At 70.9% G+C, this 25,657-nt stretch carries 23 protein-coding genes and 4 tRNA genes; 20 read left to right on the top strand and 7 right to left on the bottom strand.

Going from position 1 to position 25,657, the window contains the following annotated elements:
• Window position 1 precedes the first annotated feature (1 nt).
• Entirely contained in the window at window positions 2-493 is a 492-nt protein-coding gene (locus tag ACFEMC_RS18080) for a YajQ family cyclic di-GMP-binding protein (protein ID WP_380170905.1), read from the bottom strand.
• A gap of 96 nt (window positions 494-589) precedes the next feature.
• Between ACFEMC_RS18080 and ACFEMC_RS18075 the strand changes: the two genes are divergently transcribed.
• The 8 genes from ACFEMC_RS18075 (at window position 590) to ACFEMC_RS18040 (ending at window position 4,528) form a co-directional block, all read left to right on the top strand.
• A tRNA-Tyr gene (locus ACFEMC_RS18075) sits at window positions 590-671 on the top strand.
• A 116-nt stretch (window positions 672-787) separates the two neighbouring features.
• Window positions 788-859, top strand: a tRNA-Thr gene (locus ACFEMC_RS18070).
• Window positions 860-887: 28 nt separating this feature from the next.
• Window positions 888-960, top strand: a tRNA-Met gene (locus tag ACFEMC_RS18065).
• 167 nt (window positions 961-1,127) lie between these two features.
• Complete coding sequence (gene rpmG / locus ACFEMC_RS18060; protein ID WP_012085006.1) at window positions 1,128-1,295, top strand: 50S ribosomal protein L33; 168 nt, start codon at window positions 1,128-1,130, stop codon at window positions 1,293-1,295.
• Window positions 1,296-1,327: 32 nt separating this feature from the next.
• Window positions 1,328-1,807, top strand: a complete 480-nt coding sequence (locus tag ACFEMC_RS18055; protein WP_380170904.1) for a MaoC family dehydratase N-terminal domain-containing protein — start codon at window positions 1,328-1,330, stop codon at window positions 1,805-1,807.
• Window positions 1,804-2,223, top strand: a complete 420-nt coding sequence (locus ACFEMC_RS18050) for a MaoC/PaaZ C-terminal domain-containing protein (RefSeq protein WP_380170903.1) — start codon at window positions 1,804-1,806, stop codon at window positions 2,221-2,223. Before ACFEMC_RS18055 ends, ACFEMC_RS18050 begins: the two co-directional genes overlap by 4 nt.
• A complete protein-coding gene (locus tag ACFEMC_RS18045) occupies window positions 2,220-3,461 on the top strand; it encodes an MFS transporter (protein ID WP_380170902.1) in 1,242 nt (413 codons plus the stop codon). Before ACFEMC_RS18050 ends, ACFEMC_RS18045 begins: the two co-directional genes overlap by 4 nt.
• Window positions 3,458-4,528 (top strand): UDP-N-acetylmuramate dehydrogenase, encoded by a 1,071-nt coding sequence (locus tag ACFEMC_RS18040; RefSeq protein ID WP_380170901.1) that lies wholly within the window; start codon window positions 3,458-3,460, stop codon window positions 4,526-4,528. The genes ACFEMC_RS18045 and ACFEMC_RS18040 overlap by 4 nt, the downstream gene beginning before the upstream one ends.
• Here the strand turns inward: ACFEMC_RS18040 and ACFEMC_RS18035 are convergent.
• From ACFEMC_RS18035 to ACFEMC_RS18010, 6 genes are read right to left on the bottom strand one after another with little or no spacing between them, the layout of a single operon-like run.
• Complete coding sequence (locus ACFEMC_RS18035; protein ID WP_380170900.1) at window positions 4,521-4,910, bottom strand: GntR family transcriptional regulator; 390 nt, start codon at window positions 4,908-4,910, stop codon at window positions 4,521-4,523. The genes ACFEMC_RS18040 and ACFEMC_RS18035 overlap by 8 nt on opposite strands.
• A complete protein-coding gene (locus tag ACFEMC_RS18030; RefSeq protein WP_380170899.1) occupies window positions 4,907-5,824 on the bottom strand; it encodes a hypothetical protein in 918 nt (305 codons plus the stop codon). Before ACFEMC_RS18030 ends, ACFEMC_RS18035 begins: the two co-directional genes overlap by 4 nt.
• Window positions 5,825-5,864: 40 nt before the next feature.
• Window positions 5,865-6,947, bottom strand: a complete 1,083-nt coding sequence (locus tag ACFEMC_RS18025; protein WP_380170898.1) for an adenosine deaminase — start codon at window positions 6,945-6,947, stop codon at window positions 5,865-5,867.
• Between the two features lie 26 nt (window positions 6,948-6,973).
• Window positions 6,974-7,603, bottom strand: a complete 630-nt coding sequence (locus ACFEMC_RS18020) for a response regulator (RefSeq protein ID WP_380170897.1) — start codon at window positions 7,601-7,603, stop codon at window positions 6,974-6,976.
• Window positions 7,600-8,844, bottom strand: a complete 1,245-nt coding sequence (locus ACFEMC_RS18015) for a sensor histidine kinase (RefSeq protein WP_380170896.1) — start codon at window positions 8,842-8,844, stop codon at window positions 7,600-7,602. Before ACFEMC_RS18015 ends, ACFEMC_RS18020 begins: the two co-directional genes overlap by 4 nt.
• A gap of 47 nt (window positions 8,845-8,891) precedes the next feature.
• On the bottom strand, window positions 8,892-10,145 hold the full coding sequence (locus ACFEMC_RS18010; protein ID WP_380170895.1) for a pyridoxal phosphate-dependent aminotransferase: 1,254 nt from the start codon (window positions 10,143-10,145) through the stop codon (window positions 8,892-8,894).
• Between the two features lie 114 nt (window positions 10,146-10,259).
• On the opposite strand from ACFEMC_RS18010, the gene ACFEMC_RS18005 reads away from it, so the two are divergent.
• The 12 genes from ACFEMC_RS18005 (at window position 10,260) to fusA (ending at window position 25,568) form a co-directional block, all read left to right on the top strand.
• Window positions 10,260-10,332 (top strand) — tRNA-Trp (locus ACFEMC_RS18005).
• Window positions 10,333-10,403: 71 nt separating this feature from the next.
• A complete protein-coding gene (gene secE, locus ACFEMC_RS18000) occupies window positions 10,404-10,637 on the top strand; it encodes a preprotein translocase subunit SecE (RefSeq protein WP_367636818.1) in 234 nt (77 codons plus the stop codon).
• Window positions 10,638-10,702: 65 nt separating this feature from the next.
• Window positions 10,703-11,641 carry a transcription termination/antitermination protein NusG gene (nusG, locus tag ACFEMC_RS17995; protein WP_380170894.1) on the top strand — a complete coding sequence of 313 codons (939 nt, stop codon included), beginning with the start codon at window positions 10,703-10,705 and terminating at the stop codon, window positions 11,639-11,641.
• 195 nt (window positions 11,642-11,836) lie between these two features.
• Window positions 11,837-12,268, top strand: coding sequence for a 50S ribosomal protein L11 (gene rplK, locus ACFEMC_RS17990; RefSeq protein WP_367636821.1), 432 nt, complete (start codon window positions 11,837-11,839; stop codon window positions 12,266-12,268).
• A 77-nt stretch (window positions 12,269-12,345) separates the two neighbouring features.
• On the top strand, window positions 12,346-13,062 hold the full coding sequence (gene rplA / locus ACFEMC_RS17985) for a 50S ribosomal protein L1 (RefSeq protein WP_380170893.1): 717 nt from the start codon (window positions 12,346-12,348) through the stop codon (window positions 13,060-13,062).
• Between the two features lie 317 nt (window positions 13,063-13,379).
• Window positions 13,380-13,907, top strand: coding sequence for a 50S ribosomal protein L10 (gene rplJ / locus ACFEMC_RS17980; protein ID WP_367636822.1), 528 nt, complete (start codon window positions 13,380-13,382; stop codon window positions 13,905-13,907).
• 84 nt (window positions 13,908-13,991) lie between these two features.
• On the top strand, window positions 13,992-14,381 hold the full coding sequence (rplL, locus tag ACFEMC_RS17975) for a 50S ribosomal protein L7/L12 (protein WP_367636823.1): 390 nt from the start codon (window positions 13,992-13,994) through the stop codon (window positions 14,379-14,381).
• A gap of 380 nt (window positions 14,382-14,761) precedes the next feature.
• Window positions 14,762-18,271, top strand: a complete 3,510-nt coding sequence (gene rpoB, locus ACFEMC_RS17970) for a DNA-directed RNA polymerase subunit beta (protein ID WP_380170892.1) — start codon at window positions 14,762-14,764, stop codon at window positions 18,269-18,271.
• A gap of 115 nt (window positions 18,272-18,386) precedes the next feature.
• Window positions 18,387-22,268, top strand: a complete 3,882-nt coding sequence (locus tag ACFEMC_RS17965) for a DNA-directed RNA polymerase subunit beta' (RefSeq protein ID WP_380170891.1) — start codon at window positions 18,387-18,389, stop codon at window positions 22,266-22,268.
• A 288-nt stretch (window positions 22,269-22,556) separates the two neighbouring features.
• Window positions 22,557-22,931 carry a 30S ribosomal protein S12 gene (rpsL, locus tag ACFEMC_RS17960; protein ID WP_012084987.1) on the top strand — a complete coding sequence of 125 codons (375 nt, stop codon included), beginning with the start codon at window positions 22,557-22,559 and terminating at the stop codon, window positions 22,929-22,931.
• Between the two features lies 1 nt (window position 22,932).
• The gene (rpsG, locus tag ACFEMC_RS17955) at window positions 22,933-23,403 is read left to right on the top strand and encodes a 30S ribosomal protein S7 (protein WP_106209636.1); all 471 of its coding nucleotides are present in this window, start codon (window positions 22,933-22,935) and stop codon (window positions 23,401-23,403) included.
• Between the two features lie 62 nt (window positions 23,404-23,465).
• On the top strand, window positions 23,466-25,568 hold the full coding sequence (gene fusA / locus ACFEMC_RS17950; RefSeq protein WP_380170890.1) for an elongation factor G: 2,103 nt from the start codon (window positions 23,466-23,468) through the stop codon (window positions 25,566-25,568).
• Window positions 25,569-25,657 lie beyond the last annotated feature (89 nt).

Genomic DNA, 25,657 nt, shown 5'->3' with positions numbered 1-25,657 from the left:
GTCAGCGGTAGTTCACGAACTGGAGCGCGACGTCGAGGTCGGCGCCCTTGAGGAGGGCGATGACCGCCTGCAGGTCGTCGCGGTCCTTGGAGCTGACGCGCATCTCGTCGCCGGTGATCTGCGACTTCACGCCCTTGGGGCCCTCGTCGCGGATGATCTTGCCGATCTTCTTGGCGACGTCCTGGGCCAGACCCTCCTTGAGGGTGGCCGTGATCCGGTACTCCTTGCCGGACTGCGCCGGCTCGGACGCGTCGAGGGCCTTGAGGGAGACCCCGCGCTTGATCAGCTTGGTCTGCAGCACGTCGAGCACCGCGTTCACCCGGTCCTCGGAGTTGGCGACCATGAGGATCGACTCCCCGCTCCAGCGGACGTCGGCCCCGACACCCTTGAAGTCGTAGCGCTGGGCGATCTCCTTGGCGGCCTGGTTGAGGGCGTTGTCGACCTCCTGGCGGTCGATCTTGCTGACGACGTCGAACGACGACTCGCTGGCCACGACGGGGGTCCTCCTGGTGCGGTTCGGGATCTCGGTTTCCGAGCAGGGCCTCGGGCTTGCTATCGTCTCACCCGTCACCAGCTCGCTGGTGGCACTGGCGGGTTGCCCGAGCGGCCAAAGGGAGCGGATTGTAAATCCGCCGGCGTAGCCTACGTTGGTTCGAATCCATCACCCGCCACGTCGCGAGTCGCGACCCGGTGCTCCGCGCGGAGCACCGGGTCGCGCCGTGTAAGGTCGTCACCGGCCGCGCACGCGGCAGCACGGCCAGCAACATCGCACGACCTGCACAGCACCGCCCCGATAGCTCAGTGGTAGAGCACTTCCTTGGTAAGGAAGAGGTCTCGAGTTCAATCCTCGATCGGGGCTCGCAGCCGGCGGCCTCCGCCGGACGCACGGCGGGGTAGCTCAGTTGGTAGAGCAAGCGGCTCATAATCGCTGTGTCGCCGGTTCAAGTCCGGCCCTCGCTACAGCCCACGACGCGCTCCGAGCGGTCACCGATCCGGTGGCCGCTCGTCGCGCGTCCGGGCGGCGTGCGCGCATCGCGTACCCTGGTAGGCAGTTCGGCGGAGCAGTCCTGGACACCGCCCGCAGTTGACGACACGCAGTCGCAGAGACCGAGGAAGAGGCACCCGCCGTGGCCAAGACCACCGACGTCCGCCCGAAGATCACCATGGCTTGCACCGAGTGCAAGGAGCGGAACTACATCACCAAGAAGAACCGTCGGAACGACCCCGACCGTCTCGACCTGGCGAAGTTCTGCCCGCGCTGCGGCAAGAAGACCACGCACCGCGAGACCCGCTGACCCTCTCGTCCCGACCGGGGAGCCGCACCACCGTGACCGTCACCGTCGACGAGTCCTTCGCGGGGCGCGTCTACCCGTCCACCGGAACGACCCTGGTGACCGCCGACGCGGTCCGGGCCTTCGCCCGGGCCGTGCGGGCGGCCCACCCCAGCCACCACGACTCTGACGCGGCCCGTGCGGCCGGCCACGCCGACGTGGTCGCGCCCCCGACGTTCGCCGTCACCCTCGCCCAGGCCGCCGAGCAGCAGTTCGTCGCCGATCCGGCGGCGGGCATCGACTTCTCCCGCGTCGTCCACGGCGAGGAGCAGTTCACCCACCACCACCCGATCGTGGCGGGCGACGAGGTCGCCGCCGAGCTGCACGTCGACCGCGTCCGGGTCGTGCGCGGCAACGCCATGGTGACCACGCGCGTCGAGCTCTCCCGCGCCGATGGCACCGCGCTGTCGACGGTCGTCTCGATGCTCGTCGTGCGCGCCCCCGAGCCCGCGACCGCCACGGAGGTCCCCGCGTGAACGACGACGTGCGCCTCGAGGTCGGCGCGGAGCTGCCGACCGCCCGGTACGAGCTCTCCCGCGACGACCTGCGCGCCTACGCCGAGGCCTCCGGGGACCGCAACCCCATCCACCTGGACGAGGCGACCGCCCGCTCGGTCGGGCTGCCCGACGTCATCGCCCACGGGATGCTGACGATGGGGCTGGCGGGCACCGTCGTCGCCGACTGGGTGGGCGACCCGGCGCGCGTCCTGTCCTACGGCACGAAGTTCACCGCGCCCGTCGTCGTCCCGGCCGACGCGCCCGCCGTCGTCGAGGTGGCCGGCACCGTCGTCGCCCTCGACGAGGCCGCCGGCACGGCCGAGGTCGACCTCGTCGTCACGAGCGCCGGGGCGAAGGTCCTGACGCGCGCCCGAGCGGTCGTCGCCCTCCCGTGAGCTCCCCGCTCGTGCCCGCCGCCGCGGCGCTGCGGGCGCGGACGGCGGTCTACGCCGCGTTCGTGCTCAACGGCGCCTTCATGTCCGCGTGGGTCTCCCGCATCCCCTCGGTCCGCGACACCCTCGGCCTTTCCAACAGCGGGATGAGCGTCCTGCTGCTGGCCCTGTCGGCCGGTTCGGTCATCGCGATGCCGCTCGCGGGTGCCGTCGTGCTGCGCATCGGCCCGGCGCGCACGGTCTTCCTCGGCTCGGTGGCCGTCGCGACCGGCCTGGCCGTGGTCGCGGTCTCGGTGGACGGCCTGGGCCTGGTGGCACCGGCGGCGCTCGGGCTCTTCGTCGCCGGGGCGGGCACCGCCAGCTGGGACGTCGCCATGAACGTGGAGGGATCGGGCGTCGAGCGACGGCTGGACCGCGCGATCATGTCCCGCTTCCACGCCGCCTGGAGCCTGGGGACCGTCCTGTCGGCCGGACTGGCCGTCCTGCTGCTGCGCCTCGGCGTGCCGACCTGGGCGCACCTGGCCGGGTTCGCCGTCCTCGTGGTGGCGGGGACGGCCGTCGCCACCCGGTCCTTCCTCGTGGGCGCGGCCCCCGCGGCGGGGGAGGAGCGGCCTGCCGGCAGCATCACCCTCGGCCAGGCCTGGCGCGAGCCCCGCACGCTCGTCATCGGGGTGCTGGTCCTGTGCATGGCCTTCGTCGAGGGCACGGCCAACGACTGGCTGGCGCTCGGCATCGTCGACGGCCACGACGCGACGCACTCGGTGGGCGTGGCCGGCTTCACGGTCTTCGTCATCGCCATGACGACGGGCCGGCTCAGCGGCCCCTGGCTGCTGGAGACCGTCGGACGGGTCCGCGCGCTGCGCATCAGCGCCGCGGTCGCGGCCGTCGGGATCGGCATCTTCGTGCTGTCCCCGAACGTCGGCGTCGCCATGGCCGGCGCGCTGCTGTGGGGGCTCGGCACCGCGCTGGGCTTCCCGACGGGCATGAGCGCGGCCGGCGACCAGGAGGTCAACGCGGCCGTGCGCGTCAGCGTCGTCTCCTCCGTCGGGTACACCGCGTTCCTCGCGGGGCCGCCGCTGCTCGGGCTGCTCGCCGACCACATCGGCGTCATGACGGCCGTGACCGCGGCCGCCGTCGCCGCCGTCGTCGGGCTCTTCGTCGCCGCGGCCGCCGCCCCGCACTCCGACGGCGTGGCCCTCGGGTCGGCCCGCCGCGGTGCGGAGGGCAAGCTGTCCTCGTGACGACCTCGCTGGCCGACCTGACCACCCTGCGCGTCGGGGGACCGGCCCGCCGTCTCGTGCACGCCCGGACCGAGACCGAGCTGGTGGACGCCGTGTCGGCCGCCGACGCCGCGGGGGAGCCGCTGCTTCTCGTGGCGGGCGGGTCCAACCTCCTGGTGGCCGACGCCGGCTTCGACGGCACCGTCGTGCACGTCGCCACCGAGGGCGTGCAGGTGGCCTCCGAGGACGCCTGCGGCGGGGGGATCGTCACGGTCGCCGCAGGGCACCGCTTCGACGACTTCGTCGCGACGGCCGTCGAGCGCGGGTGGGCCGGGGTCGAGGCCCTGTCCGGCATCCCCGGCAGCGTCGGCGCGACCCCCGTGCAGAACGTGGGGGCCTACGGCCAGGAGGTCGCGCAGACGGTCGAGACCGTCCGCACCTTCGACCGGGTCGAGCGCCGCCAGCGGACCTTCGTGGCGGCCGAGCTGGACTTCGGCTACCGGACCTCGCTGCTCAAGCGCTCCCGCGTCGCCCTGCACGGGGACCACCCGGAGAGCCGCTACGTCGTCCTCGACGTCACCTTCCAGTTCCCGTTGCGCGCCAACGCGTCCGAGGTCCGCTACCCCGAGCTCGCGCGACGCCTCGGCGTGCAGGTGGGCGACCTCGCCCCCGCCCGCGACGTCCGCGCCGCCGTGCTCGAGCTGCGCGCGGGCAAGGGGATGGTCTGGGACCCGGCGGACCGCAGCGACCACGACACCTGGAGCGCGGGGTCGTTCTTCACCAACCCCCTGCTCACCCCCGACGAGGCCGCGGCGCTCCCCTCCGACGCGCCGCGGTTCCCCGCCGGGGACGGTCTGGTCAAGACGTCGGCCGCCTGGCTCATCGACCACGCCGGGTTCGGCAAGGGCTTCGGCGCCCCCGGCCCCGCGACCCTGTCGACCAAGCACACGCTGGCCCTGACCAACCGCGGGTCCGCGACCGCCGCGGACCTCCTCGACCTCGCGCGGACCGTCGCCGACGGCGTCGAGCAGACCTTCGGGGTCCGGCTCGTCAACGAACCCGTCCTCGTGGGCGCTGCGCTCACGTGACGGGGCGGCGTGACCGCCCCACCGAGTCCAGGGCCGCCCGGACGACGTCGAGCGCCTGGTCGGGGGACAGCCCTGAGCTGAGGGCTCGCTCGACGAACCCCTCCGCCGCCCACCGGACGTCCTCCTCGACGCTCACCCTGGCGGCCACGACGGTCCCCGTCCGGCGCCGGGAGACGACGGTCCCCGCGAGCTCCAGCTCCCGGTAGGCCCGCTGCACGGTTCCGACCGCCAGACCGAGGTCGGCCGCGAGCGCGCGCGCCGCCGGCAGCCGGTCGCCCTCGCGCAGCGACCCGGTCGTGACGAGGGTCGTGACCTGCTCGCGCAGCTGTTCGTAGGCGGGGACGGCCGACGCCGTGTCGACGAGGACCCGCAGCTCGCTCACGAGGGCACGCGGTCGCGCTGCAGGCCACGGGCCGGGACCAGCAGGACGGCGAGGGCGAGGAGCAGCACCGGCACGCTCGCCGCGGTGAGCACCGCCGCCACCGCGTCCGGCAGAGGCGGCAGGCCCCCGTCGTGCCAGACGAGACGGCCGTCCACGAGGGTGCTCCACGAGCCACCGACCCGGTGTGCCGCGGACCCCCCGACGAGGAGGAGGGCGGCCGTGGTCGCCAGCAGGGCGGCGGTCGTGACTCTCAGCGCCCGGTGGGCAGCGGCGCGGCGCAGGGTTCCGTCCGTGGTCGCGTCGGCGCCTTGGACGGCCGGTCGCTGAGGGACACGCACCAGCACGGCTGTCGTGAGGGCGACCGCCAGTGCCCCGGCCAACGCGATGGGTCCCGAGTAGAAGGCGCCGGGGAACGGTCCCGCCGACGCGCCCCCCTCCGGGTAGGTCACCGAGATCGCCCTTCCCGTGTCGTCCGCGAGCAGCGTTCCCGCCACGCAGACCGACCACGTGAGCGCGCAGGAGGTGGCGAACAGCACGACCATCCCGCGGGGTGCGTCCTGGCGCACGGTGCGGACGACGAGTCGTGCCGACCGCAGCCGCAGCGCGGGCCTGGGCCACGTCAGCTCGCCGACCAGCAGCACACCGGCATGGAGGGCCGCAGCGGCGAGCGGGGACACCGCGACGAGCTGTGTCCGGCGGAGGTCGCTCGGGGTCAGGGTCAGCCCGACGACGGCCAGGCCCGCGGCGAGCGCAAGAGCGACCACCGCGACGACCGAGCCCCGTCGGCGGGCGCGGAGCACGGGCAACGACAGTTCCGTCGACGGCACGCGGCGAGTGAGGAGGACGCAGCCCACGACGAGCGCGCCCGCCACGAAGAGGGTCAGAGGTAGTGACAGGGAGAACAGGCTGAGCACGTGGACCTCCCGGATTCAATGAATCAACTCATTGAGTCAATTACACCGCGACCCCGCGCGTCCCCCGTTCCGACACCTCCGCCGGGCTCGCCAGCCAGGCGTCCACGGCGGCGTGCAGCTCGGCCTTCGTCGTCGCGGGGGCGCGCGAGGCGCTGATGGACGCCTTCGCGAGCCCGGCGAGACCCTCGTCGTCGAAGCCGTGGTCCTCGCGCGCACTGCGGTACTGCGCGGCCAACCGCGGCCCGAACAGCAGCGGGTCGTCGGCCCCCAGCGCGACCGTCGCCCCCGCGGACACCAACTGCCGCAACGGAACGCGCGGCAGGTCGGGGTAGACGCCGAGGGACACGTTGCTCGTGGGGCAGACCTCCAGGGCGATGCCGGCCCGCACCAGCCGCTCCAGCACCTGCGGGTCCTCGCCGCTGCGGACCCCGTGGCCGAGGCGGTCCGGACGCAGCGTCCGCAGCGTCGTCTCGACGTGCTGCGGGCCGAGGAGCTCACCCGAGTGCGGTACGCACGCCAGCCCGGCGTCGCGTGCGATGTCGAAGGCCCCGGCGAACTCGGAGGTGTCCCCGCGCCGCTCGTCGTTGGACAACCCGAACCCCACGACGGTGCCGGCCCCGTCCCCGGCGTGCCGCGCCGCGAGCCGCGCCAGCGTGCGGGCGTCGAGGGGGTGCCGGATGCGGCTGGCGGCCACGACGACCGCGACCTGCGTCCCCGTGAGGGCCGTGGCGTCCCGCGCGGCCTGCAGGACGACCTCCAGGGCCGGGGTGATGCCCCCGACGTGCACGGCGTAGGACGTCGGGTCGACCTGCAGCTCGAGCCAGCGCGAGCCCTCCGCGGCGTCGTCCGCGGCCGCCTCCAGGACGATGCGCCGCATGTCGTCCGCCGTCCGCACGCAGGCGCGCGCGGCGTCGTAGAGCCGCTGGAAGCGGAACCAGCCCCGGGCGTCGGGCGACAGGGTGATCATGGCCTGCGAGCTCAGCGTCGCCGGCAGCCGGATGCCGTGGCGCTGCGCCAGCTCGAGCAGGGTCGACGTCCGCATCGACCCGGTGAAGTGCAGGTGCAGGTGGGCCTTGGGGAGGGTCTCGACCGCGCGCGTCACGCTCCGTGAGTCTGCCACCACGCCCGTCGTCGTGCGGTGGGGTGCCGTCACGCGGGGGGCGGGAGCAGCCCCCGCTGGAACGCCACGGTCACCGCGTGCGTCCGGTCGTCCACGCCGAGCTTGGCGAACGCGCGCAGCAGGTGCGTCTTGACCGTCGCCTCCCCGATGAACAGCTCCCGGCCGATCTCGGCGTTCGTCGCGCCGCGGGCGACGGCGCCCAGGACCTCGAGCTCGCGCGGCGTCAGCGTCTCCTGCGCGGGGGCGCGCAGCCGGGCCATGAGGCGCGCCGCGACCGGAGGCGCCAGGACGGTCTCGCCCCGGGCCGCCGCCCGCACGGCCTCGGCCAGCTCGGTGAGCGGGGTGTCCTTGAGCAGGTAGCCCGTCGCGCCCGCCTCGACGGCCCGCACGATGTCGGCGTCCGTCTCGTACGTCGTCAGCACGAGGACGTGCACGGCGGGGTGCTCGCGCCGGATCCGCTCCGTGGCGCTCGCGCCGTCCAGTCCGGGCATGCGCAGGTCCATGAGGACGACGTCGGGCTGCAGCGACGCCACCAGCCCGAGCGCCTCCAGCCCGTCGCCGGCGCTCCCGACGACCTGCAGGTCCCCGGCCGTGCCCAGCAGCGCCTCGATGCCGCCCCGGACGACCGGGTGGTCGTCCACCACGAGGACGCGGATCACCCGGCACCCCCGCCGACCAGGTCGGCGGTGTCGGTCGGGGACGTGGGGAGGGCGATCCGCACCCGGGTGCCGACCCCCGGCTCCCCGGCCACCTCCAGGACGCCCCCGGCCTCCTCGACGCGCCGCCGCATGCCGGCCAGCCCGAACCCGGTGCCGCCGGTCAGGTCGGCGACGGCCAGCCCCACGCCGTCGTCCCGGACCTCCAGCGACGCCGTCCCGTCCTCGCTGGACAGCACCACCTGCGCCCTGCCCGCCCCGGCGTGCTTGCGGACGTTGGCCAGTGCCTCCTGCGCCGCCCGCAGCAGCACGACCTGCTGGGCCTTGGGCAGGGTCACCGGGTCCCGGCCCGACACCACGACGTCGACGCGCACGCCGCTCTCCCGCGAGACGCGCTCGGCCAGCCGCCGCAGCGCCTCGCCCAGCGTGCCGGCGTCCTCCAGGCCCACCGGGCTCATGGCCGCGACGAGGGTGCGCGCTTCGGCCAGCCCCGACCGCGCGGCCCCCTCGATGAGGCCCAGCGCGCGTCGCGTCGGCTCCTCACGGGCGACCGCGGCGGCGGACTGGGCGAGCAGGACGATGCCGGTGAAGCCCTGCGCGAGGGTGTCGTGGATGTCCGCGGCCATCCGCGAGCGCTCCGCCGCGACGCCCGCCTCGTGGTGCGCCGCAGCCAGTTCCGCGCGGGTGTCCTCCAGCTCGGCGATGAGCTGGGCCCGCTCCGCGCTCTGCTCGACGACGAAGGAGATCCAGACGCCGAGGACGCAGGTGAACCCCACGGAGACGAGCATCGAGACGGCGATGTCCATCGTCGCGGCTGTGGGCCCGTAGCCGGCGGACATGCCGACGAGCCCGGCCGCCGCGGTCGCCACCGTCCACACCACGCCCTCGCGCCGGGTGTCGGTGAGGAACCACGTCTGCGGGAAGGCGATGAACAGCAGGAAGCTCAGCTGCGGGTCCGCCGCGTAGGCCGCACCGAAGCCGAGGACCGCGACGGCCAGGTACGCCCGGGCCCGCCAGTCCCGTCGGCGGGCGCCGGGCACGGCCAGGGCCGCGTAGGCGACCGTGACGAGCCCGACGGCCAGCCCCGCCGCCCCCCGGTCGGGGTCGCGCGAGGCGAGGAGGACCACGGCCGCGATCGCGACGAACAGCCCGAAGGCGCCGTGCCACCCCGGCACGCTGCGCACCCACCACGACCCCGCGCTCTGCGGGCCCGCCGTCGACCAGCGCTCACGGGGTGTCGGCACGGTCCCCATGCTCCCGCCCGCCCCCCCTCGGCTGGTCGACGTCGGCCTCAGCGGACCTCGGCCAGCAGCCGCTGGATCCGCTCGACCCCTGCGACCAGGTCGGCGTCGGCCAGGGCGTAGGACAGGCGCAGGAACCCGCTGGGCCCGAACGCCTCGCCGGGGACGACCGCGACCTCGGCCTCGGTGAGGACGAGCTCGGCCAGCCGTGCGGACGACGTGATCTCGTGGCCCCGCAACGACTTCCCGATGAGCCCCTCGACGCTGGGGTAGGCGTAGAAGGCGCCCTGCGGGAGCGGGCAGTCCACGCCGTCGATCGCGTCGAGCATCGAGACCATCGTGCGGCGGCGGCGGTCGAAGGCCTCGCGCATCTGGGCGACGGCCGTCAGGTCGCCCGTCAGGGCCTGCACGGCCGCGCGCTGGGAGACGTTGGCGACGTTCGAGGACAGGTGGGACTGCAGGTTCCCGGCGGCCTTGACGACGTCGGCGGGCGCGATCATCCAGCCCACCCGCCAGCCCGTCATGGCGTACGTCTTGGCCACGCCGTTGAGGACGATGGTCGTCCCGGCGAGCTCGGGGACCTCGACGGGCATCGACGCGGCGCGCACGCCGTCGTAGACGAGGTGCTCGTAGATCTCGTCGGTGACGACCCAGACCCCGTGCTCGAGCGCCCAGTGCCCGATGGCCCGGACCTCCTCGGGCGTGTAGACCGCGCCCGTCGGGTTCGAGGGGGAGTTGAACAGCAGGGCCTTGGTGCGCGGGGTGCGAGCGGCCTCGAGCTGCTCGACGGTGACCTTGTAGCCGGCCTCGAGCCCGGCGAACACCTCCACGGCCACGCCGCCGGCCAGCCGGGCGGCCTCGGGGTAGGTCGTCCAGTACGGCGCAGGCAGCAGCAGCTCGTCGCCCGGGTCGAGGATCGCCGCGAACGCCTCGTAGACGGCCTGCTTGCCGCCGTTGGTCACCAGCACCTGGCCGGGGGAGACGTCGTACCCGGAGTCCCGCAGCGTCTTCGCCGCGATGGCCTCCTTGAGCACCGGCAGCCCGCCGGCGGGCGTGTAGCGGTGGTTGGCGGGGTCCTGGCAGGCCGCCACGGCCGCGTCGACGATCGCCTGCGGCGTGGGGAAGTCCGGCTCGCCGGCGCCGAAGCCGATGACCGGGCGGCCGGCGGCCTTGAGCGCCTTCGCCTTCGCGTCCACCGCGAGGGTCGCGGACTCGGCGATGCCGCCGACGCGGGCCGAGACCCGGGTCCGGGCCTGCTCGGGAGCGGTGGGCTGGGGACTCGTCTGCGCGGTCACGCGGGTCATCCTTCCACCCCGCGGAGGGGACGGTTCGACTCCCGGGGCTGCCGTCACCTATGGTGGTCGCGGCGGTCCCCGTACCGCTGCGGTGGAGCGCGCCTCACGGCGGGCGATCCGCGAAGGGCAGTGGCGCAATTGGTAGCGCACCGGTCTCCAAAACCGGCGGTTGTGGGTTCGAGTCCCTCCTGCCCTGCGAGCACCACCCGTGGGCCGGTCTCCCGGCCCACGTTCCCAGGAGGCGAGCACAGGAGCGGGGCAGCCGACGTGAGCCAGACGACGAAGGCCGTCACCGAGCCCGGTGAGTCCAAGCGGCGCACCGGCCTGCTCCTGTTCCTGCGGCAGGTCGTCGAGGAGCTGCGCAAGGTCGTCTGGCCGAGCCGCCGCGACCTGCTCAGCTACACCGGCGTCGTCCTCGTCTTCGTCGTGGTGATGATGCTCTTCGTCTCCTTGCTGGACTACGGCATCGGCAAGCTCATCCTGCTGGTGTTCGGGTCCTGACGAGCGTCGGCGCGTCCCCGCCTGGGGCGCGTGAGTCCCGTACCCCGAAGGAAGCAGGTCAGCACGTGTCGGAGCAGTGGGGTCGTCCCTCGGACGACGACCGGTCGGACGAGTCGTTCGACGCGACCCAGTCCTACGACGCCGAGGACGTCCGCGACGACGTCGAGGCGGACGTGGAGGCCGACGACGAGCAGGCCGCTGACACCCCTGACGCCCCCGTGGGCGACACCCTGGGCGCGCCCGAGGCCGAGCTCGACGGCGCCGAGACGGGCGACCTGAGCACCGAGGCGGACGACGTCCTGGCCGAGCACGAGGCGCCCGGGGACGACCAGCCCGAGGGCGAGCCGGCGCAGGACGCCGGCGAGGCGCTCGACGCGGGCGAGGGCGAGGTCGACGAGGCCGCGGAGTTCCGCAAGAAGCTGCGGCGCATGCCCGGTGAGTGGTTCGTCATCCACTCCTACGCCGGCTACGAGAACCGCGTGAAGACGAACCTCGAGACGCGCATGACGTCCCTCAACATGGAGGACTACATCTTCCAGGTCGAGGTGCCCATGGAGGAGGTCGTCGAGGTCAAGAACGGCCAGCGCAAGAACGTCCGCCGCGTGCGCATCCCCGGCTACGTCCTCGTGCGCATGGACCTGACGGACGAGTCGTGGGGCGCCGTGCGGCACACCCCGGGTGTCACCGGCTTCGTCGGCAACACCCACCAGCCAGTGCCGCTGTCGCAGGACGAGATCTTCTCGATGCTGGCCCCGACCATCGCCCCCAAGCCGCAGGCGGGGGAGAAGGCGTCCAGCGGTGGCGGTACCGCCACGGCGACGGCGACCAAGGTCGTCGACTTCGAGGTCGGCGAGTCGGTCACGGTCATGGAGGGTCCCTTCGAGACCCTCCCGGCGACCATCTCGGAGATCTCCGCCGACCGGCAGAAGCTCACCGTGCTGGTCTCGATCTTCGGCCGCGAGACGCCCGTCGAGCTCAACTTCAACCAGGTCGCCAAGATCTGATCCACCTCGTTCCGAGCGAACCCCCTGCCCCGCACCGGGTCAGGGGGTTCGTCCGTTCCCCGGCCGGGCCTCCCGTCGTCTCCGTGTCGGGAGCCCGCGCCCGGGCGTCGTAGACTGGACCACGGCCTCCAACCACTCGTCGCCCGATCCGCGGGCACCGAAGGGCCGTTCACGCATCCGAGGAAGGGATCGCTCATGCCCCCCAAGAAGAAGGTCGCCGGGCTCATCAAGCTCCAGATCAAGGCCGGCCAGGCGACCCCGGCCCCGCCGATCGGCCCCGCGCTCGGTCAGCACGGCGTGAACATCATGGAGTTCTGCAAGGCGTACAACGCCCAGACCGAGGCCCAGCGCGGCAACGTCATCCCGGTCGAGATCACGGTCTACGAGGACCGCTCGTTCACCTTCATCACGAAGACCCCGCCCGCCGCCGAGCTGATCAAGAAGGCTGCCGGCGTCGACAAGGGGTCGGGCGAGCCGCACGTGAAGAAGGTCGCCAACCTCACCCAGGCCCAGGTGCGCGAGATCGCGGAGCAGAAGCTCCAGGACCTCAACGCCAAGGACGTGGACATGGCCGCGCGCATCATCGCCGGCACCGCCCGCTCCATGGGCATCACCGTCTCCGACTGAGCACCCGCTCGGCCGGTCCCAGTGGCAGGGCCCGCGCGGCCCGTCCGACCACGACTCCCCGCAACGAAGGAGCAGCAGTGAAGCGCAGCAAGGCCTACCGCGCCGCCGTCGAGAAGATCGACGGCGACGAGCTCTACGCCCCCCTCGACGCCGTGAAGCTGGCGCGCGAGACCTCGACCGTGAAGTACGACGCGACCGTCGAGGTCGCGTTCCGCCTCGGTGTGGACCCGCGCAAGGCCGACCAGATGGTCCGCGGCACCGTCAACCTGCCGCACGGCACCGGCAAGACCGCCCGCGTGCTGGTCTTCGCCGTCGGTGACCGCGCCGCCCAGGCCGAGGCCGCCGGCGCTGACATCGTCGGTGGCGACGAGCTCATCGACGAGGTGGCCAAGGGCCGCCTCGACTTCGACGCCGCCGTCGCGACGCCGGACCTCATGGGCAAGGTCGGCCGTCTGGGCAAGGTGCTGGGCCCCCGTGGCCTCATGCCGAACCCGAAGACCGGCACCGTGACCATGGACGTCGCCAAGGCCGTCACGGAGATCAAGGGCGGGAAGATCGAGTTCCGCACCGACAAGCACGCCAACCTGCACTTCATCATCGGCAAGGCGTCCTTCGACGACTCCCAGCTCGTCGAGAACTACTCCGCTGCGCTCGACGAGGTGCTGCGCCTCAAGCCGTCCTCCTCCAAGGGCCGCTACCTGCGCAAGGCCACCATCACCACCACGATGGGCCCCGGCATCCCCGTGGACCCGGCCCTCACCCGCAACCTGACGGGCGAGGCCACCAGCGCCTGACACCAGGCGTCAGCTCCGTCCGCAGGGGCGGGATCCCACCCGGGGTCCCGCCCCTGCGGCGTTCCCGGCGCGGACAGGGGACACCCGCGTGGTCGGGACCACCCCGTCACGACGTGTAGGCTGGTCCCGTACCGAAGACCGCCGGTCGCCGCTCCTCCGGGAAGCGGCCGAAGGCCCCGTGCACACGGGCGACCTGCGCAGGTGAGCAAGAGCTTCGAGAGTTCCGACCTTCGACGCCCCGTGCCGCGCCTGCGCCGGGGCGTTTCGTGCGTCCAGGGCCCGACCGGCTCCCCCGAGACGAAGGAAGGAGGGCACCCGTGCCGAAGCCCAGGAACATCGCGGCCGTGAAGCAGCTCACGGCCCTGTTCGAGGCGTCCAACGCCGCCGTGCTCACCGAGTACCGGGGGTTGTCCGTCGCGCAGATCACCAACCTGCGCCGGGCGCTGGGTCCTGACACGACCTACGCGGTCCTCAAGAACACGCTGACCAGCATCGCTGCGAAGGAAGCCGGCGTCACGGCTTTCGAGGGGCAGCTGTCCGGCCCCTCCGCGATCGCCTTCATCACCGGTGACCCGGTGGAGGCGGCCAAGGGTCTGCGTGACTTCGCGAAGGCCAACCCCCAGCTGATCGTCAAGAGCGGCATGCTCGACGGTCGCGCCATCAGCGCCGCTGAGGTCACGGCCCTGGCCGACCTGGAGAGCCGTGAGGTCCTCCTGGCCAAGGTCGCCGGTGTCCTCAAGGCGTCCCAGTCCAAGGCCGCTGCGCTGTTCCAGGCGCCGCTGTCGAAGACCGTCCGCACCGTGGAAGCGTTGCGGGAGAAGCAGGCCGGTTCCGAAGCCGCCTGATCCAGGCGACCGACGAGCTCGACCACACCACCCGCCCGCAGGCGCACACCTGCGGATCACCCCAGCACAGGAAGGACCGCCACCATGGCGAAGCTCAGCACCGAAGAGCTCATCGACGCGTTCAAGGAGCTCACGCTCATCGAGCTCTCCGAGTTCGTGAAGCAGTTCGAGGAGACCTTCGACGTCACCGCCGCCGCCCCCGTGGCGATCGCGGGCCCGGGCGGTGGCGGCGGCGCCGCTGCTGCCGAGGCCGAGGAGGAGAAGGACGAGTTCGACGTCATCCTCGCCGCCGCCGGTGACAAGAAGATCGGCGTCATCAAGGAGGTCCGCGCGCTGACCTCCCTCGGCCTCAAGGAGGCCAAGGACCTCGTCGACGGCGCCCCCAAGCCCGTCCTCGAGAAGGTCAACAAGGAGACCGCCGAGAAGGCGAAGGCGCAGCTCGAGGGCGCCGGCGCCACCGTCGAGCTCAAGTGATGCACGCCCCGGCCTGACCGGGGCGCACCACGCCGCAGGGGCGGCCGGACGACTCGTCCGGCCGCCCCTGTGCGTTTCTCCGCCGATCATCGGGCGGGCGCGCCGTCCACAGCCCGGGGAGTCGCCTTGACGCGGCACTCGCGGCGGAGCATCCTCATCACCGGTCGTCCCTGACCCTGGTACCGCACCGACACCGTCGTCGTGGGTTGCCCCGGGGGGTCCGGCCCGGGTTCGTCGTGGGCCGGGGTTGGACTTGCGCGCGTGTGCACGCTATGCTGCTGTTTTGCGCTGCCCAAAGTCATATGGCCGGTCGTCGCCGTGGGAACGACCGAGTGGGGCGGGGAGCGCGCAACGTTCGCAGGCCCGTGGAAGGACCCCTCTTGGCTGCCTCGCGTCCAGCGTCCGCACCGAACAGCACCGGCACCCTCGTCGTCGGCAACCAGTCGCCGCGCACCGTCTCCGGACGGTACTCCTTCGGCAAGATCCACGAACCGCTTGAGGTCCCCGACCTCCTGGCGCTGCAGACCGACAGCTTCGACTGGCTGCTCGGCAACAAGCGCTGGCAGGACCGGGTGGAGGCGTCCACCAACGGTGGGCTCGCCGTCCCGACGACCTCCGGTCTGGAGGAGATCTTCGAGGAGATCTCCCCGATCGAGGACTTCTCCGGCTCCATGTCGCTGTCGTTCCGCGACCACCGGTTCGAGCCGCCGAAGTACTCGCTCGACGACTGCAAGGAGCGCGACCTCACCTACGCCGCCCCGCTGTTCGTCACGGCGGAGTTCATCAACGGCAACACCGGTGAGATCAAGTCCCAGACGGTCTTCATGGGTGACTTCCCGCTCATGACCGACCGGGGCACCTTCGTCATCAACGGCACCGAGCGCGTGGTCGTCTCGCAGCTCGTCCGCTCGCCCGGCATCTACTTCGAGCGCGTCCCGGACAAGACGTCCGACCGCGACACCTGGACCGCGAAGATCATCCCCTCGCGCGGTGCCTGGCTCGAGTTCGAGATCGACAAGCGCGACACCGTCGGCGTCCGCGTCGACCGCAAGCGCAAGCAGTCCGTCACGGTCCTCATGAAGGCCCTGGGCTGGAGCGAGTCCCAGATCCGCGAGGAGTTCGCCGACTACGAGTCGATGATCTCCACGCTGGAGAAGGACCACACCGCCGGTGTCGAGGACGCGCTGCTGGACATCTACCGCAAGCTGCGCCCGGGCGAACCGCCGACGCAGGAGGCCGCGCGCAACCTGCTCGACAACCTGTACTTCAACCCCAAGCGCTACGACCTCGCCAAGGTCGGTCGCTACAAGGTGAACAAGAAGCTCGGCACCGAGGAGCCGCTGTCCGACAGCGTCCTGTCGGTGGACGACATCGTGCGCACCATCAAGTACCTGGTGAAGCTGCACGCCGGCGAGGTCTCGATGCCGGGCGTCAAGAACGGTCAGCCCGTCGAGACCCGCGTCGAGGTCGACGACATCGACCACTTCGGCAACCGCCGCCTGCGCAGCGTCGGCGAGCTCATCCAGAACCAGGTCCGCACCGGCCTGTCCCGGATGGAGCGCGTCGTGCGCGAGCGCATGACGACGCAGGACGTCGAGGCCATCACGCCGCAGACGCTCATCAACATCCGTCCCGTCGTGGCCTCCATCAAGGAGTTCTTCGGGACGAGCCAGCTGTCGCAGTTCATGGACCAGACCAACCCGCTCGCGGGTCTGACCCACAAGCGCCGCCTGTCGGCGCTGGGGCCGGGCGGTCTGTCGCGTGAGCGCGCCGGCATGGAGGTCCGCGACGTCCACCCGTCGCACTACGGCCGCATGTGCCCGATCGAGACCCCCGAGGGTCCGAACATCGGTCTGATCGGCTCGCTGTCCTCCTACGGGCGCATCAACCCGTTCGGCTTCATCGAGACGCCGTACCGCAAGATCGTCGACGGCAAGGTCTCCGACGACGTCGACTACCTGACGGCGGACGAGGAGGACTCCTTCGTCATCGCCCAGGCGAACGCGCCGCTGAACCCGGACGGCTCCTTCGCCGAGGCCCGCGTCCTGGTGCGCGCCAAGGGTGGTGAGACGGAGTTCGTCCCGAACTCCGACGTCGACTACATGGACGTCGCCGCCCGCCAGATGGTCTCCGTCGCGACCGCGATGATCCCGTTCCTCGAGCACGACGACGCGAACCGCGCGCTCATGGGCGCGAACATGCAGCGTCAGGCCGTCCCCCTGGTGAAGACAGAGGCGCCGCTCATCGGGACGGGCATGGAGTTCCGTGCCGCCGTCGACGCCGGTGACGTCGTCGTCGCGAGCAAGGCCGGTGTCGCCACCGAGGTGTCCGCCGACCTCGTCACGGTGTCGAACGACGACGGCTCCACGACCTCCTACAAGGTCGCGAAGTTCCGTCGCTCCAACCACGGCACCGCGTACAACCAGCAGGTCGTCATCGACGAGGGCGCGCGTGTCGAGGTCGGCACCGTCCTCGCCGACGGTCCCTCCACCGACGGTGGCGAGATGGCCCTGGGCCGCAACCTGATGGTCGCGTTCATGCCGTGGGAGGGCCACAACTACGAGGACGCGATCATCCTGTCGCAGCGCCTCGTGCAGGACGACGTCCTCTCCTCGATCCACATCGAGGAGCACGAGGTCGACGCCCGCGACACCAAGCTGGGCCCCGAGGAGATCACGCGGGACATCCCGAACGTGGCCGAGGAGGTGCTGGCCGACCTCGACGAGCGCGGGATCATCCGCATCGGTGCCGAGGTCCGTGACGGCGACCTGCTCGTCGGCAAGGTCACGCCCAAGGGCGAGACCGAGCTGACCCCGGAGGAGCGCCTGCTGCGCGCCATCTTCGGTGAGAAGGCCCGCGAGGTCCGCGACACGTCGCTCAAGGTGCCCCACGGCGAGACCGGCACGGTCATCGGCGTCAAGGTCTTCGACCGCGACGAGGGCGACGAGCTGCCCCCGGGCGTGAACCAGCTGGTGCGCGTCTACGTGGCCAACAAGCGCAAGATCACCGATGGTGACAAGCTCGCCGGCCGCCACGGCAACAAGGGCGTCATCTCCAAGATCCTGCCCGTCGAGGACATGCCGTTCCTCGAGGACGGCACGCCGGTCGACGTGATCCTCAACCCGCTCGGCGTGCCGAGCCGGATGAACGTCGGTCAGGTCCTGGAGCTGCACCTGGGCTGGATCGCCAGCCGCGGCTGGGAGATCGAGGGCCAGCCGGACTGGGCGAAGCTCATCCCCGAGGAGATCCGGTCCGCCCCGGCGGGGTCCCGCATCGCGACGCCCGTCTTCGACGGTGCCCGCGAGGAGGAGATCACCGGTCTGCTGAGCTCCACGCTGAAGACGCGCGACGGCGACCGCCTCGTCCAGGGCGACGGCAAGGCGCGGCTGTTCGACGGCCGCTCCGGCGAGCCGTTCCCGGACCCGGTCGCGGTCGGCTACATGTACATCCTGAAGCTGCACCACCTGGTCGACGACAAGATCCACGCCCGTTCGACCGGTCCGTACTCGATGATCACGCAGCAGCCGCTGGGTGGTAAGGCGCAGTTCGGTGGTCAGCGGTTCGGCGAGATGGAGGTCTGGGCCCTGGAGGCCTACGGCGCCGCCTACGCCCTGCAGGAGCTGCTCACGATCAAGTCCGACGACGTCCTCGGCCGCGTGAAGGTCTACGAGGCCATCGTCAAGGGCGAGAACATCCCCGAGCCGGGCATCCCCGAGTCCTTCAAGGTGCTCATCAAGGAGATGCAGTCGCTCTGCCTGAACGTGGAGGTCCTCTCCTCGGACGGCATGGCGATCGAGATGCGCGACAGCGACGAGGACGTCTTCCGGGCGGCCGAGGAGCTGGGCATCGACCTGGCGCGGCGCGAGCCCAGCAGCGTCGAAGAGGTCTGACGGAGGAGCGGGTGGGGGAGAGCCCCCACCCGCCTCCGGCCGGACAACGGAGCCCCTCACCAGGGGTTCCTCGGATCAGTCAGACCTCGGAAGAACCTAGAGAAAGAAGATCACGTTGCTCGACGTCAACTTCTTCGACGAGCTGCGCATCGGGCTGGCCACTGCGGAGGACATCCGCACGTGGTCGCACGGTGAGGTCAAGAAGCCGGAAACCATCAACTACCGCACCCTGAAGCCGGAGAAGGACGGGCTCTTCTGCGAGAAGATCTTCGGCCCCACCCGGGACTGGGAGTGCTACTGCGGCAAGTACAAGCGCGTCCGCTTCAAGGGCATCATCTGCGAGCGCTGCGGTGTCGAGGTCACGCGGGCCAAGGTCCGTCGTGAGCGCATGGGGCACATCGAGCTCGCCGCCCCGGTCACGCACATCTGGTACTTCAAGGGTGTCCCCAGCCGGCTGGGCTACCTGCTCGACCTGGCTCCGAAGGACCTCGAGAAGGTCATCTACTTCGCGGCCTACATGATCACCTCGGTCGACGACGAGGGTCGCCAGCGCGACTTCTCCTCGCTCGAGGCCCAGATCGAGGTCGAGAAGCGCGAGGTCGAGAACCGTCGCGACTCCGACGTCGACGCCCGCGCCAAGACGCTCGAGGCCGACCTGGCCGAGCTCGAGGCCGAGGGGGCGAAGTCGGACGTGCGCCGCAAGGTGCGCGAGTCGGCCGAACGCGAGATGGCGCAGATCCGCCGTCGCGCGGACACCGAGATCGACCGCCTGGCGACGATCTGGGACCGCTTCCGCACGCTCAAGGTCCAGGACCTCGAGGGTGACGAGGTGCTCTACCGCGCCATGCGTGAGCGCTTCGGCATGTACTTCGAGGGCGGCATGGGTGCGGCGGCGCTGCAGAAGCGCCTCCAGAGCTTCGACCTGGAGGCCGAGGCCGAGTCCCTGCGCGAGACCATCGCGACGGGCAAGGGCCAGCGCAAGACGCGTGCCCTCAAGCGCCTCAAGGTCGTCTCGGCGTTCCTCACGACGCGCAACTCGCCCGACGGCATGGTCCTGGACTGCGTCCCGGTCATCCCGCCGGACCTGCGCCCGATGGTGCAGCTGGACGGTGGCCGCTTCGCGACCTCCGACCTGAACGACCTGTACCGCCGCGTCATCAACCGCAACAACCGGTTGAAGCGACTTCTCGACCTCGGGGCTCCCGAGATCATCGTGAACAACGAGAAGCGCATGCTGCAGGAGGCCGTCGACGCGCTGTTCGACAACGGCCGCCGCGGCCGGCCGGTGACCGGTCCGGGCAACCGCCCGCTGAAGTCGCTGTCCGACATGCTCAAGGGCAAGCAGGGCCGGTTCCGCCAGAACCTGCTCGGCAAGCGCGTCGACTACTCGGGCCGCTCGGTCATCGTCGTCGGCCCGCAGCTGAAGCTGCACCAGTGCGGTCTGCCCAAGCAGATGGCCCTGGAGCTCTTCAAGCCCTTCGTCATGAAGCGCCTCGTGGACCTGTCGCACGCGCAGAACATCAAGTCGGCCAAGCGCATGGTCGAGCGCGCCCGGCCGGTGGTCTGGGACGTCCTGTCCGAGGTCATCACCGAGCACCCCGTGCTGCTCAACCGCGCGCCCACCCTGCACCGCCTCGGCATCCAGGCCTTCGAGCCCCAGCTGGTCGAGGGCAAGGCCATCCAGATCCACCCGCTCGTCTGCACCGCCTTCAACGCGGACTTCGACGGCGACCAGATGGCCGTGCACGTGCCGCTGAGCGCGGAGGCGCAGGCCGAGGCCCGCATCCTCATGCTGTCCTCGAACAACATCCTCAAGCCGGCGGACGGCCGTCCGGTGACCATGCCCACCCAGGACATGATCATCGGGCTCTACCACCTGACCGCCGACCGGGACGACGTCGACGGCGCGGGACGGCAGTTCTCCTCGCTGGCCGAGGCGATCATGGCCTTCGACGCGCGGCAGCTGCACCTCAACGCGAAGGTGCGCATCCGCCTGGAGGGCGTCGTGCCGGCCGAGGGCTGGACGCTGCCCGAGGACTGGAACGCCGGGGACGACCTCACGGTCGACACCACGCTGGGCCGCGCGCTCTTCAACGAGACGCTGCCCGTCGACTTCCGGTACGTGAACACGGTCGTGGACAAGAAGCACCTGTCCGCGATCGTCAACGAGCTGGCCGAGAAGTACCCCAAGGTCCAGGTCGCGGCCGCCCTCGACGCCCTGAAGGAGGCCGGCTTCCGCTGGGCCACCCGCTCGGGCACCACCGTGTCCATCGCCGACGTCGTGGCGCCGCCGAACAAGCTGGCGATCCTCGAGACCTACGAGGCCAAGGCCGAGAAGGTCCAGCAGCAGTACGAGCGTGGTCTGATCACCGACGACGAGCGCCGCCAGGAGCTCATCGAGATCTGGACGCAGGCCACGAACGACGTCGCCAAGGACCTCGAGCAGGCCATGCCGCAGCACAACACGATCCACCGCATGGTGAGCTCGGGTGCGCGAGGCAACTGGATGCAGATGCGTCAGCTCGCCGGGATGCGTGGCCTCATGGCCAACCCGAAGGGCGAGATCATCCCGCGTCCGGTCAAGGCCTCCTTCCGTGAGGGCCTGACCGTGGGTGAGTTCTTCATCACCACGCACGGCGCCCGCAAGGGGCTGGCGGACACCGCGCTGCGGACCGCCGACTCCGGGTACCTCACCCGTCGTCTCGTGGACGTCTCCCAGGACGTCATCGTGCGTGAGGAGGACTGCGGCACCAGCCGTGGCCTCGCCATGCCGATCGCGGAGAAGGGTGCCGACGGCACCCTGCGCCGCCACGACGACGTCGAGACGAGCGTCTACGCCCGCACGCTGGCGACGGACGTCGTCGTGGACGGCGAGGTCGTCCTCGCGGCCGGGGCGGACCTCGGGGACGTCGTCATCGACGCCCTCGTCGCCCAGGGCGTCGAGTCGGTCAAGGTGCGCTCGGTGCTGACCTGCGAGTCGCGCGTCGGGACCTGCGCGCACTGCTACGGCCGGTCGCTGGCATCGGGCAAGCTCGTCGACATCGGTGAGGCCGTCGGCATCGTCGCGGCCCAGTCGATCGGCGAGCCCGGCACCCAGCTCACGATGCGCACCTTCCACACCGGTGGTGCGGCGTCGGAGTCCGGTGACATCACGCACGGTCTGCCGCGCGTGGTCGAGCTGTTCGAGGCCCGGACCCCCAAGGGGAACGCGCCGATCTCCGAGGTCGCGGGCCGTGCCCGGATCGAGGAGACCGACAAGGGTCGCAAGATCGTCGTCACCCCCGACGACGGTGCCGAAGAGGTCGAGTACCCCGTCACGCGCCGTCAGCGGCTCCTGGTCGAGGACGGGACGCACGTCGAGGTCGGGCAGAAGCTCGTCCAGGGTGCGGTCGACCCCAAGCAGGTGCTGCGCATCCTCGGGCCGCGCCGGGTGCAGATGCACCTGGTCGACGAGGTGCAGGAGGTCTACCGCTCCCAGGGCGTGTCGATCCACGACAAGCACATCGAGGTGATCGTCCGCCAGATGCTCAAGCGGGTCACGATCATCGAGCAGAACGACTCCGAGCTGCTCCCCGGTGAGCTCGCCGAGCGCGCGCGCTTCGAGGAGGAGAACCGTCGGGTCATGGCCGAGGGCGGTCAGCCGTCCTCCGGTCGCCCGGAGCTCATGGGGATCACGAAGGCGTCGCTCGCGACCGACTCGTGGCTGTCCGCCGCCTCCTTCCAGGAGACGACCCGCGTCCTGACGAACGCGGCCATGGAGGGCAAGAGCGACCCGCTGCTCGGGCTCAAGGAGAACGTCATCATCGGCAAGCTCATCCCGGCCGGCACGGGGCTTCCCCGCTACCGCAACGTCCGGGTGGAGCCGACCGAGGAGGCCAAGGCGCAGATGTACTCGGTGCCGGGCTACGACGACGTCGACTACGCCCAGTTCGGCGTGGGCTCGGGCCAGGCCGTGCCGCTCGAGGAGTTCGACTACGGCAGCAGCGACTACCGCTGACGCTGGACCGGGCCGCTCCCTCTCCCGTCGCCGGGGGAGGGAGCGGCCCCTCCGCGGGCCGTCGCCGCTGGCGTGCGCCCGTTTTGACCACTCAGCAACAGCGCGGGTAGTCTCGTGTCCGCTTGACACGAGCGCGCCCGCGACCAGGTGACAGGACGTCACTCCTGCGGGACCTCGACCGAACGACACGCCCGACCTCGTGGGTCGGCGGGGGTCGAGCGCCGGCCCATGACGGGCGGCGCGTTCCCAGGACAGCCGAACCACCAGATCGAGACAGACGGAGACAGGGTGCCCACCATCCAGCAGCTGGTCCGCAAGGGCCGGGAGGACAAGGTCGTCAAGACCAAGACGCCCGCCCTCAAGGGCAGCCCGCAGCGCCGTGGCGTGTGCACGCGTGTGTACACCACGACGCCGAAGAAGCCGAACTCGGCGCTGCGCAAGGTCGCTCGCGTGAAGCTGACCAGCGGCATCGAGGTCACTGCCTACATCCCCGGCGTGGGCCACAACCTGCAGGAGCACTCGATGGTGCTGGTGCGCGGTGGCCGCGTGAAGGACCTGCCGGGTGTCCGCTACAAGATCGTCCGCGGGTCGCTCGACACCCAGGGCGTGAAGAACCGCAAGCAGGCGCGCAGCCGCTACGGCGCGAAGAAGGAGAAGAGCTGACATGCCGCGCAAGGGCCCCGCACCCAAGCGTCCCCTCGTGGTGGACCCCGTCTACCAGTCCCCGCTGGTGACGCAGCTCGTCAACAAGATCCTCCTCGACGGGAAGAAGTCCGTCGCCGAGTCCATCGTGTACGGCGCCCTCGAGGGTGCCCGCGACAAGACCGGTGGCGACCCCGTCGTCGTGCTGAAGCGCGCGCTCGACAACGTCAAGCCCGCGATCGAGGTCAAGTCCCGCCGCGTCGGTGGCTCGACCTACCAGGTGCCGATCGAGGTGCGCCCGAGCCGTTCCACGACGCTGGCCCTGCGTTGGCTCGTCGGCTACGCCCGGCAGCGCCGCGAGAAGACGATGACCGAGCGTCTGCTCAACGAGATCCTCGACGCCTCGAACGGCCTCGGTGCCGCGGTGAAGCGCCGCGAGGACACGCACAAGATGGCCGAGTCGAACCGGGCCTTCGCGCACTACCGCTGGTGACCCCAGCGGTGAGCAGCGCTCGCCGTTCCACCCCCTCGATCCCAGGGAAGAGGCAGTAAACCGTGGCACAGGACGTGCTGACGGACCTGACCAAGGTCCGCAACATCGGCATCATGGCGCACATCGACGCCGGCAAGACCACGACGACGGAGCGGATCCTCTTCTACACGGGGATCAACTACAAGATCGGCGAGGTCCACGACGGCGCGGCCACGATGGACTGGATGGAGCAGGAGCAGGAGCGGGGCATCACCATCACCTCCGCTGCGACGACCTGTTTCTGGGAGGGATCCCAGATCAACATCATCGACACGCCCGGCCACGTCGACTTCACGGTCGAGGTCGAGCGCTCCCTGCGCGTGCTCGACGGTGCCGTCGCCGTCTTCGACGGCAAGGAGGGTGTCGAGCCCCAGTCCGAGACCGTGTGGCGGCAGGCAGACAAGTACGACGTCCCGCGCATCTGCTTCGTCAACAAGATGGACAAGCTCGGCGCGGACTTCTACTTCACCGTCGGCACGATCATCGACCGCCTCGGGGCGGAGCCGCTGGTGATGCAGCTCCCCATCGGCGCCGAGAGCGACTTCATGGGCGTCATCGACCTGGTGTACATGCGCGCACTGACGTGGCGCGGTGACACCGCCAAGGGCGAGGCGTACGAGAAGGAGGAGATCCCGGCCGACCTCCAGGAGAAGGCCGAGGAGTACCGCACCAAGCTCCTCGAGCGTGTCGCCGAGACGGACGAGGCCCTCCTCGAGAAGTACCTCGGTGGCGAGGACATCACGCCCGAGGAGATCAAGGCAGCGGTCCGCAAGCTGACGATCGCCAGCGAGGTCTACCCGATCTTCTGCGGCTCCGCGTTCAAGAACAAGGGCGTCCAGCCCATGCTCGACGCGGTCCTCGACTACCTGCCCTCGCCGCTCGACGTGAAGCCGATGATCGGCCACAAGGTCGGCGACGAGTCGGTGGAGATCATCCGCAAGCCCGACGCTTCCGAGCCGTTCTCGGCCCTGGCGTTCAAGGTCGCGGCGCACCCGTTCTTCGGCAAGCTGACGTACGTCCGCGTCTACTCGGGCGTGCTGTCGGCCGGCACCCAGGTCGTGAACTCGACCAAGGGCAAGAAGGAGCGCATCGGGAAGCTCTTCCAGATGCACTCGAACAAGGAGAACCCGGTCGACGAGGCTCGTGCGGGCCACATCTACGCGATGATCGGCCTGAAGGAGACGACGACGGGCGACACGCTGTCCGACCCGGCGCAGCAGGTCGTCCTCGAGTCGATGACCTTCCCGGAGCCCGTCATCTCGGTCGCGATCGAGCCGAAGACGAAGGGCGACCAGGAGAAGCTGGGCACCGCGATCCAGCGCCTGGCCGAGGAGGACCCGACCTTCCAGGTCGAACTGGACCAGGAGACCGGCCAGACCATCATCAAGGGGATGGGCGAGCTCCACCTGGACATCCTCGTGGACCGCATGCGCCGCGAGTACAAGGTCGAGGCGAACGTCGGCAAGCCGCAGGTCGCCTACCGCGAGACCATCCGTCGCGCAGTCCTCAAGGAGGACTACGTGCACAAGAAGCAGACCGGTGGTTCCGGCCAGTACGCGAAGGTCCAGGTCTCGATCGAGCCGCTGGACACGAGCGACGGCACGTTCTACGAGTTCGTGAACGCCGTCACCGGCGGTCGCGTCCCGCGCGAGTACATCCCCTCGGTGGACAACGGGATCCAGGAGGCCATGCAGGAGGGTGTCGTCGCCGGCTACCCCCTGGTCGGCATCAAGGCGTCCCTCATCGACGGTGCGGCGCACGACGTCGACTCCTCGGAGATGGCCTTCAAGATCGCCGGCAAGATGGTCCTGCGCGAAGCTGTCCGCAAGGCGCAGCCCGTGCTGCTCGAGCCGGTCATGGCCGTCGAGGTGCGCACGCCCGCCGACTACATGGGCGAAGTCATCGGCGACCTGAACTCCCGCCGTGGGCAGATCGAGTCCATGGAGGACGTCAGCGGGGCCAAGCTCGTCAAGGCCTCCGTCCCGCTCTCGGAGATGTTCGGCTACGTCGGGGACCTCCGGTCCAAGACCCAGGGCCGCGCGGTCTACTCGATGCAGTTCTCCAACTACGCTGAGGTTCCGCGGAACGTGGCGGACGAGATCGTGAAGAAGGTCCGCGGGGAGTGACCCGCTCCTGACACACACGGGGGAGCGGTCCACTCCGGACCGCTCCACCGTGGCAAGACCCCTGGACCACACCGCGTGGGCCAGTGACC

Origin of the sequence: Kineococcus sp. DHX-1 (genome assembly GCF_042473625.1) — a bacterium.
Classification (GTDB): Bacteria; Actinomycetota; Actinomycetes; order Actinomycetales; family Kineococcaceae; genus Kineococcus.
This window is presented reverse-complemented; position numbering and strand designations above follow the sequence as displayed.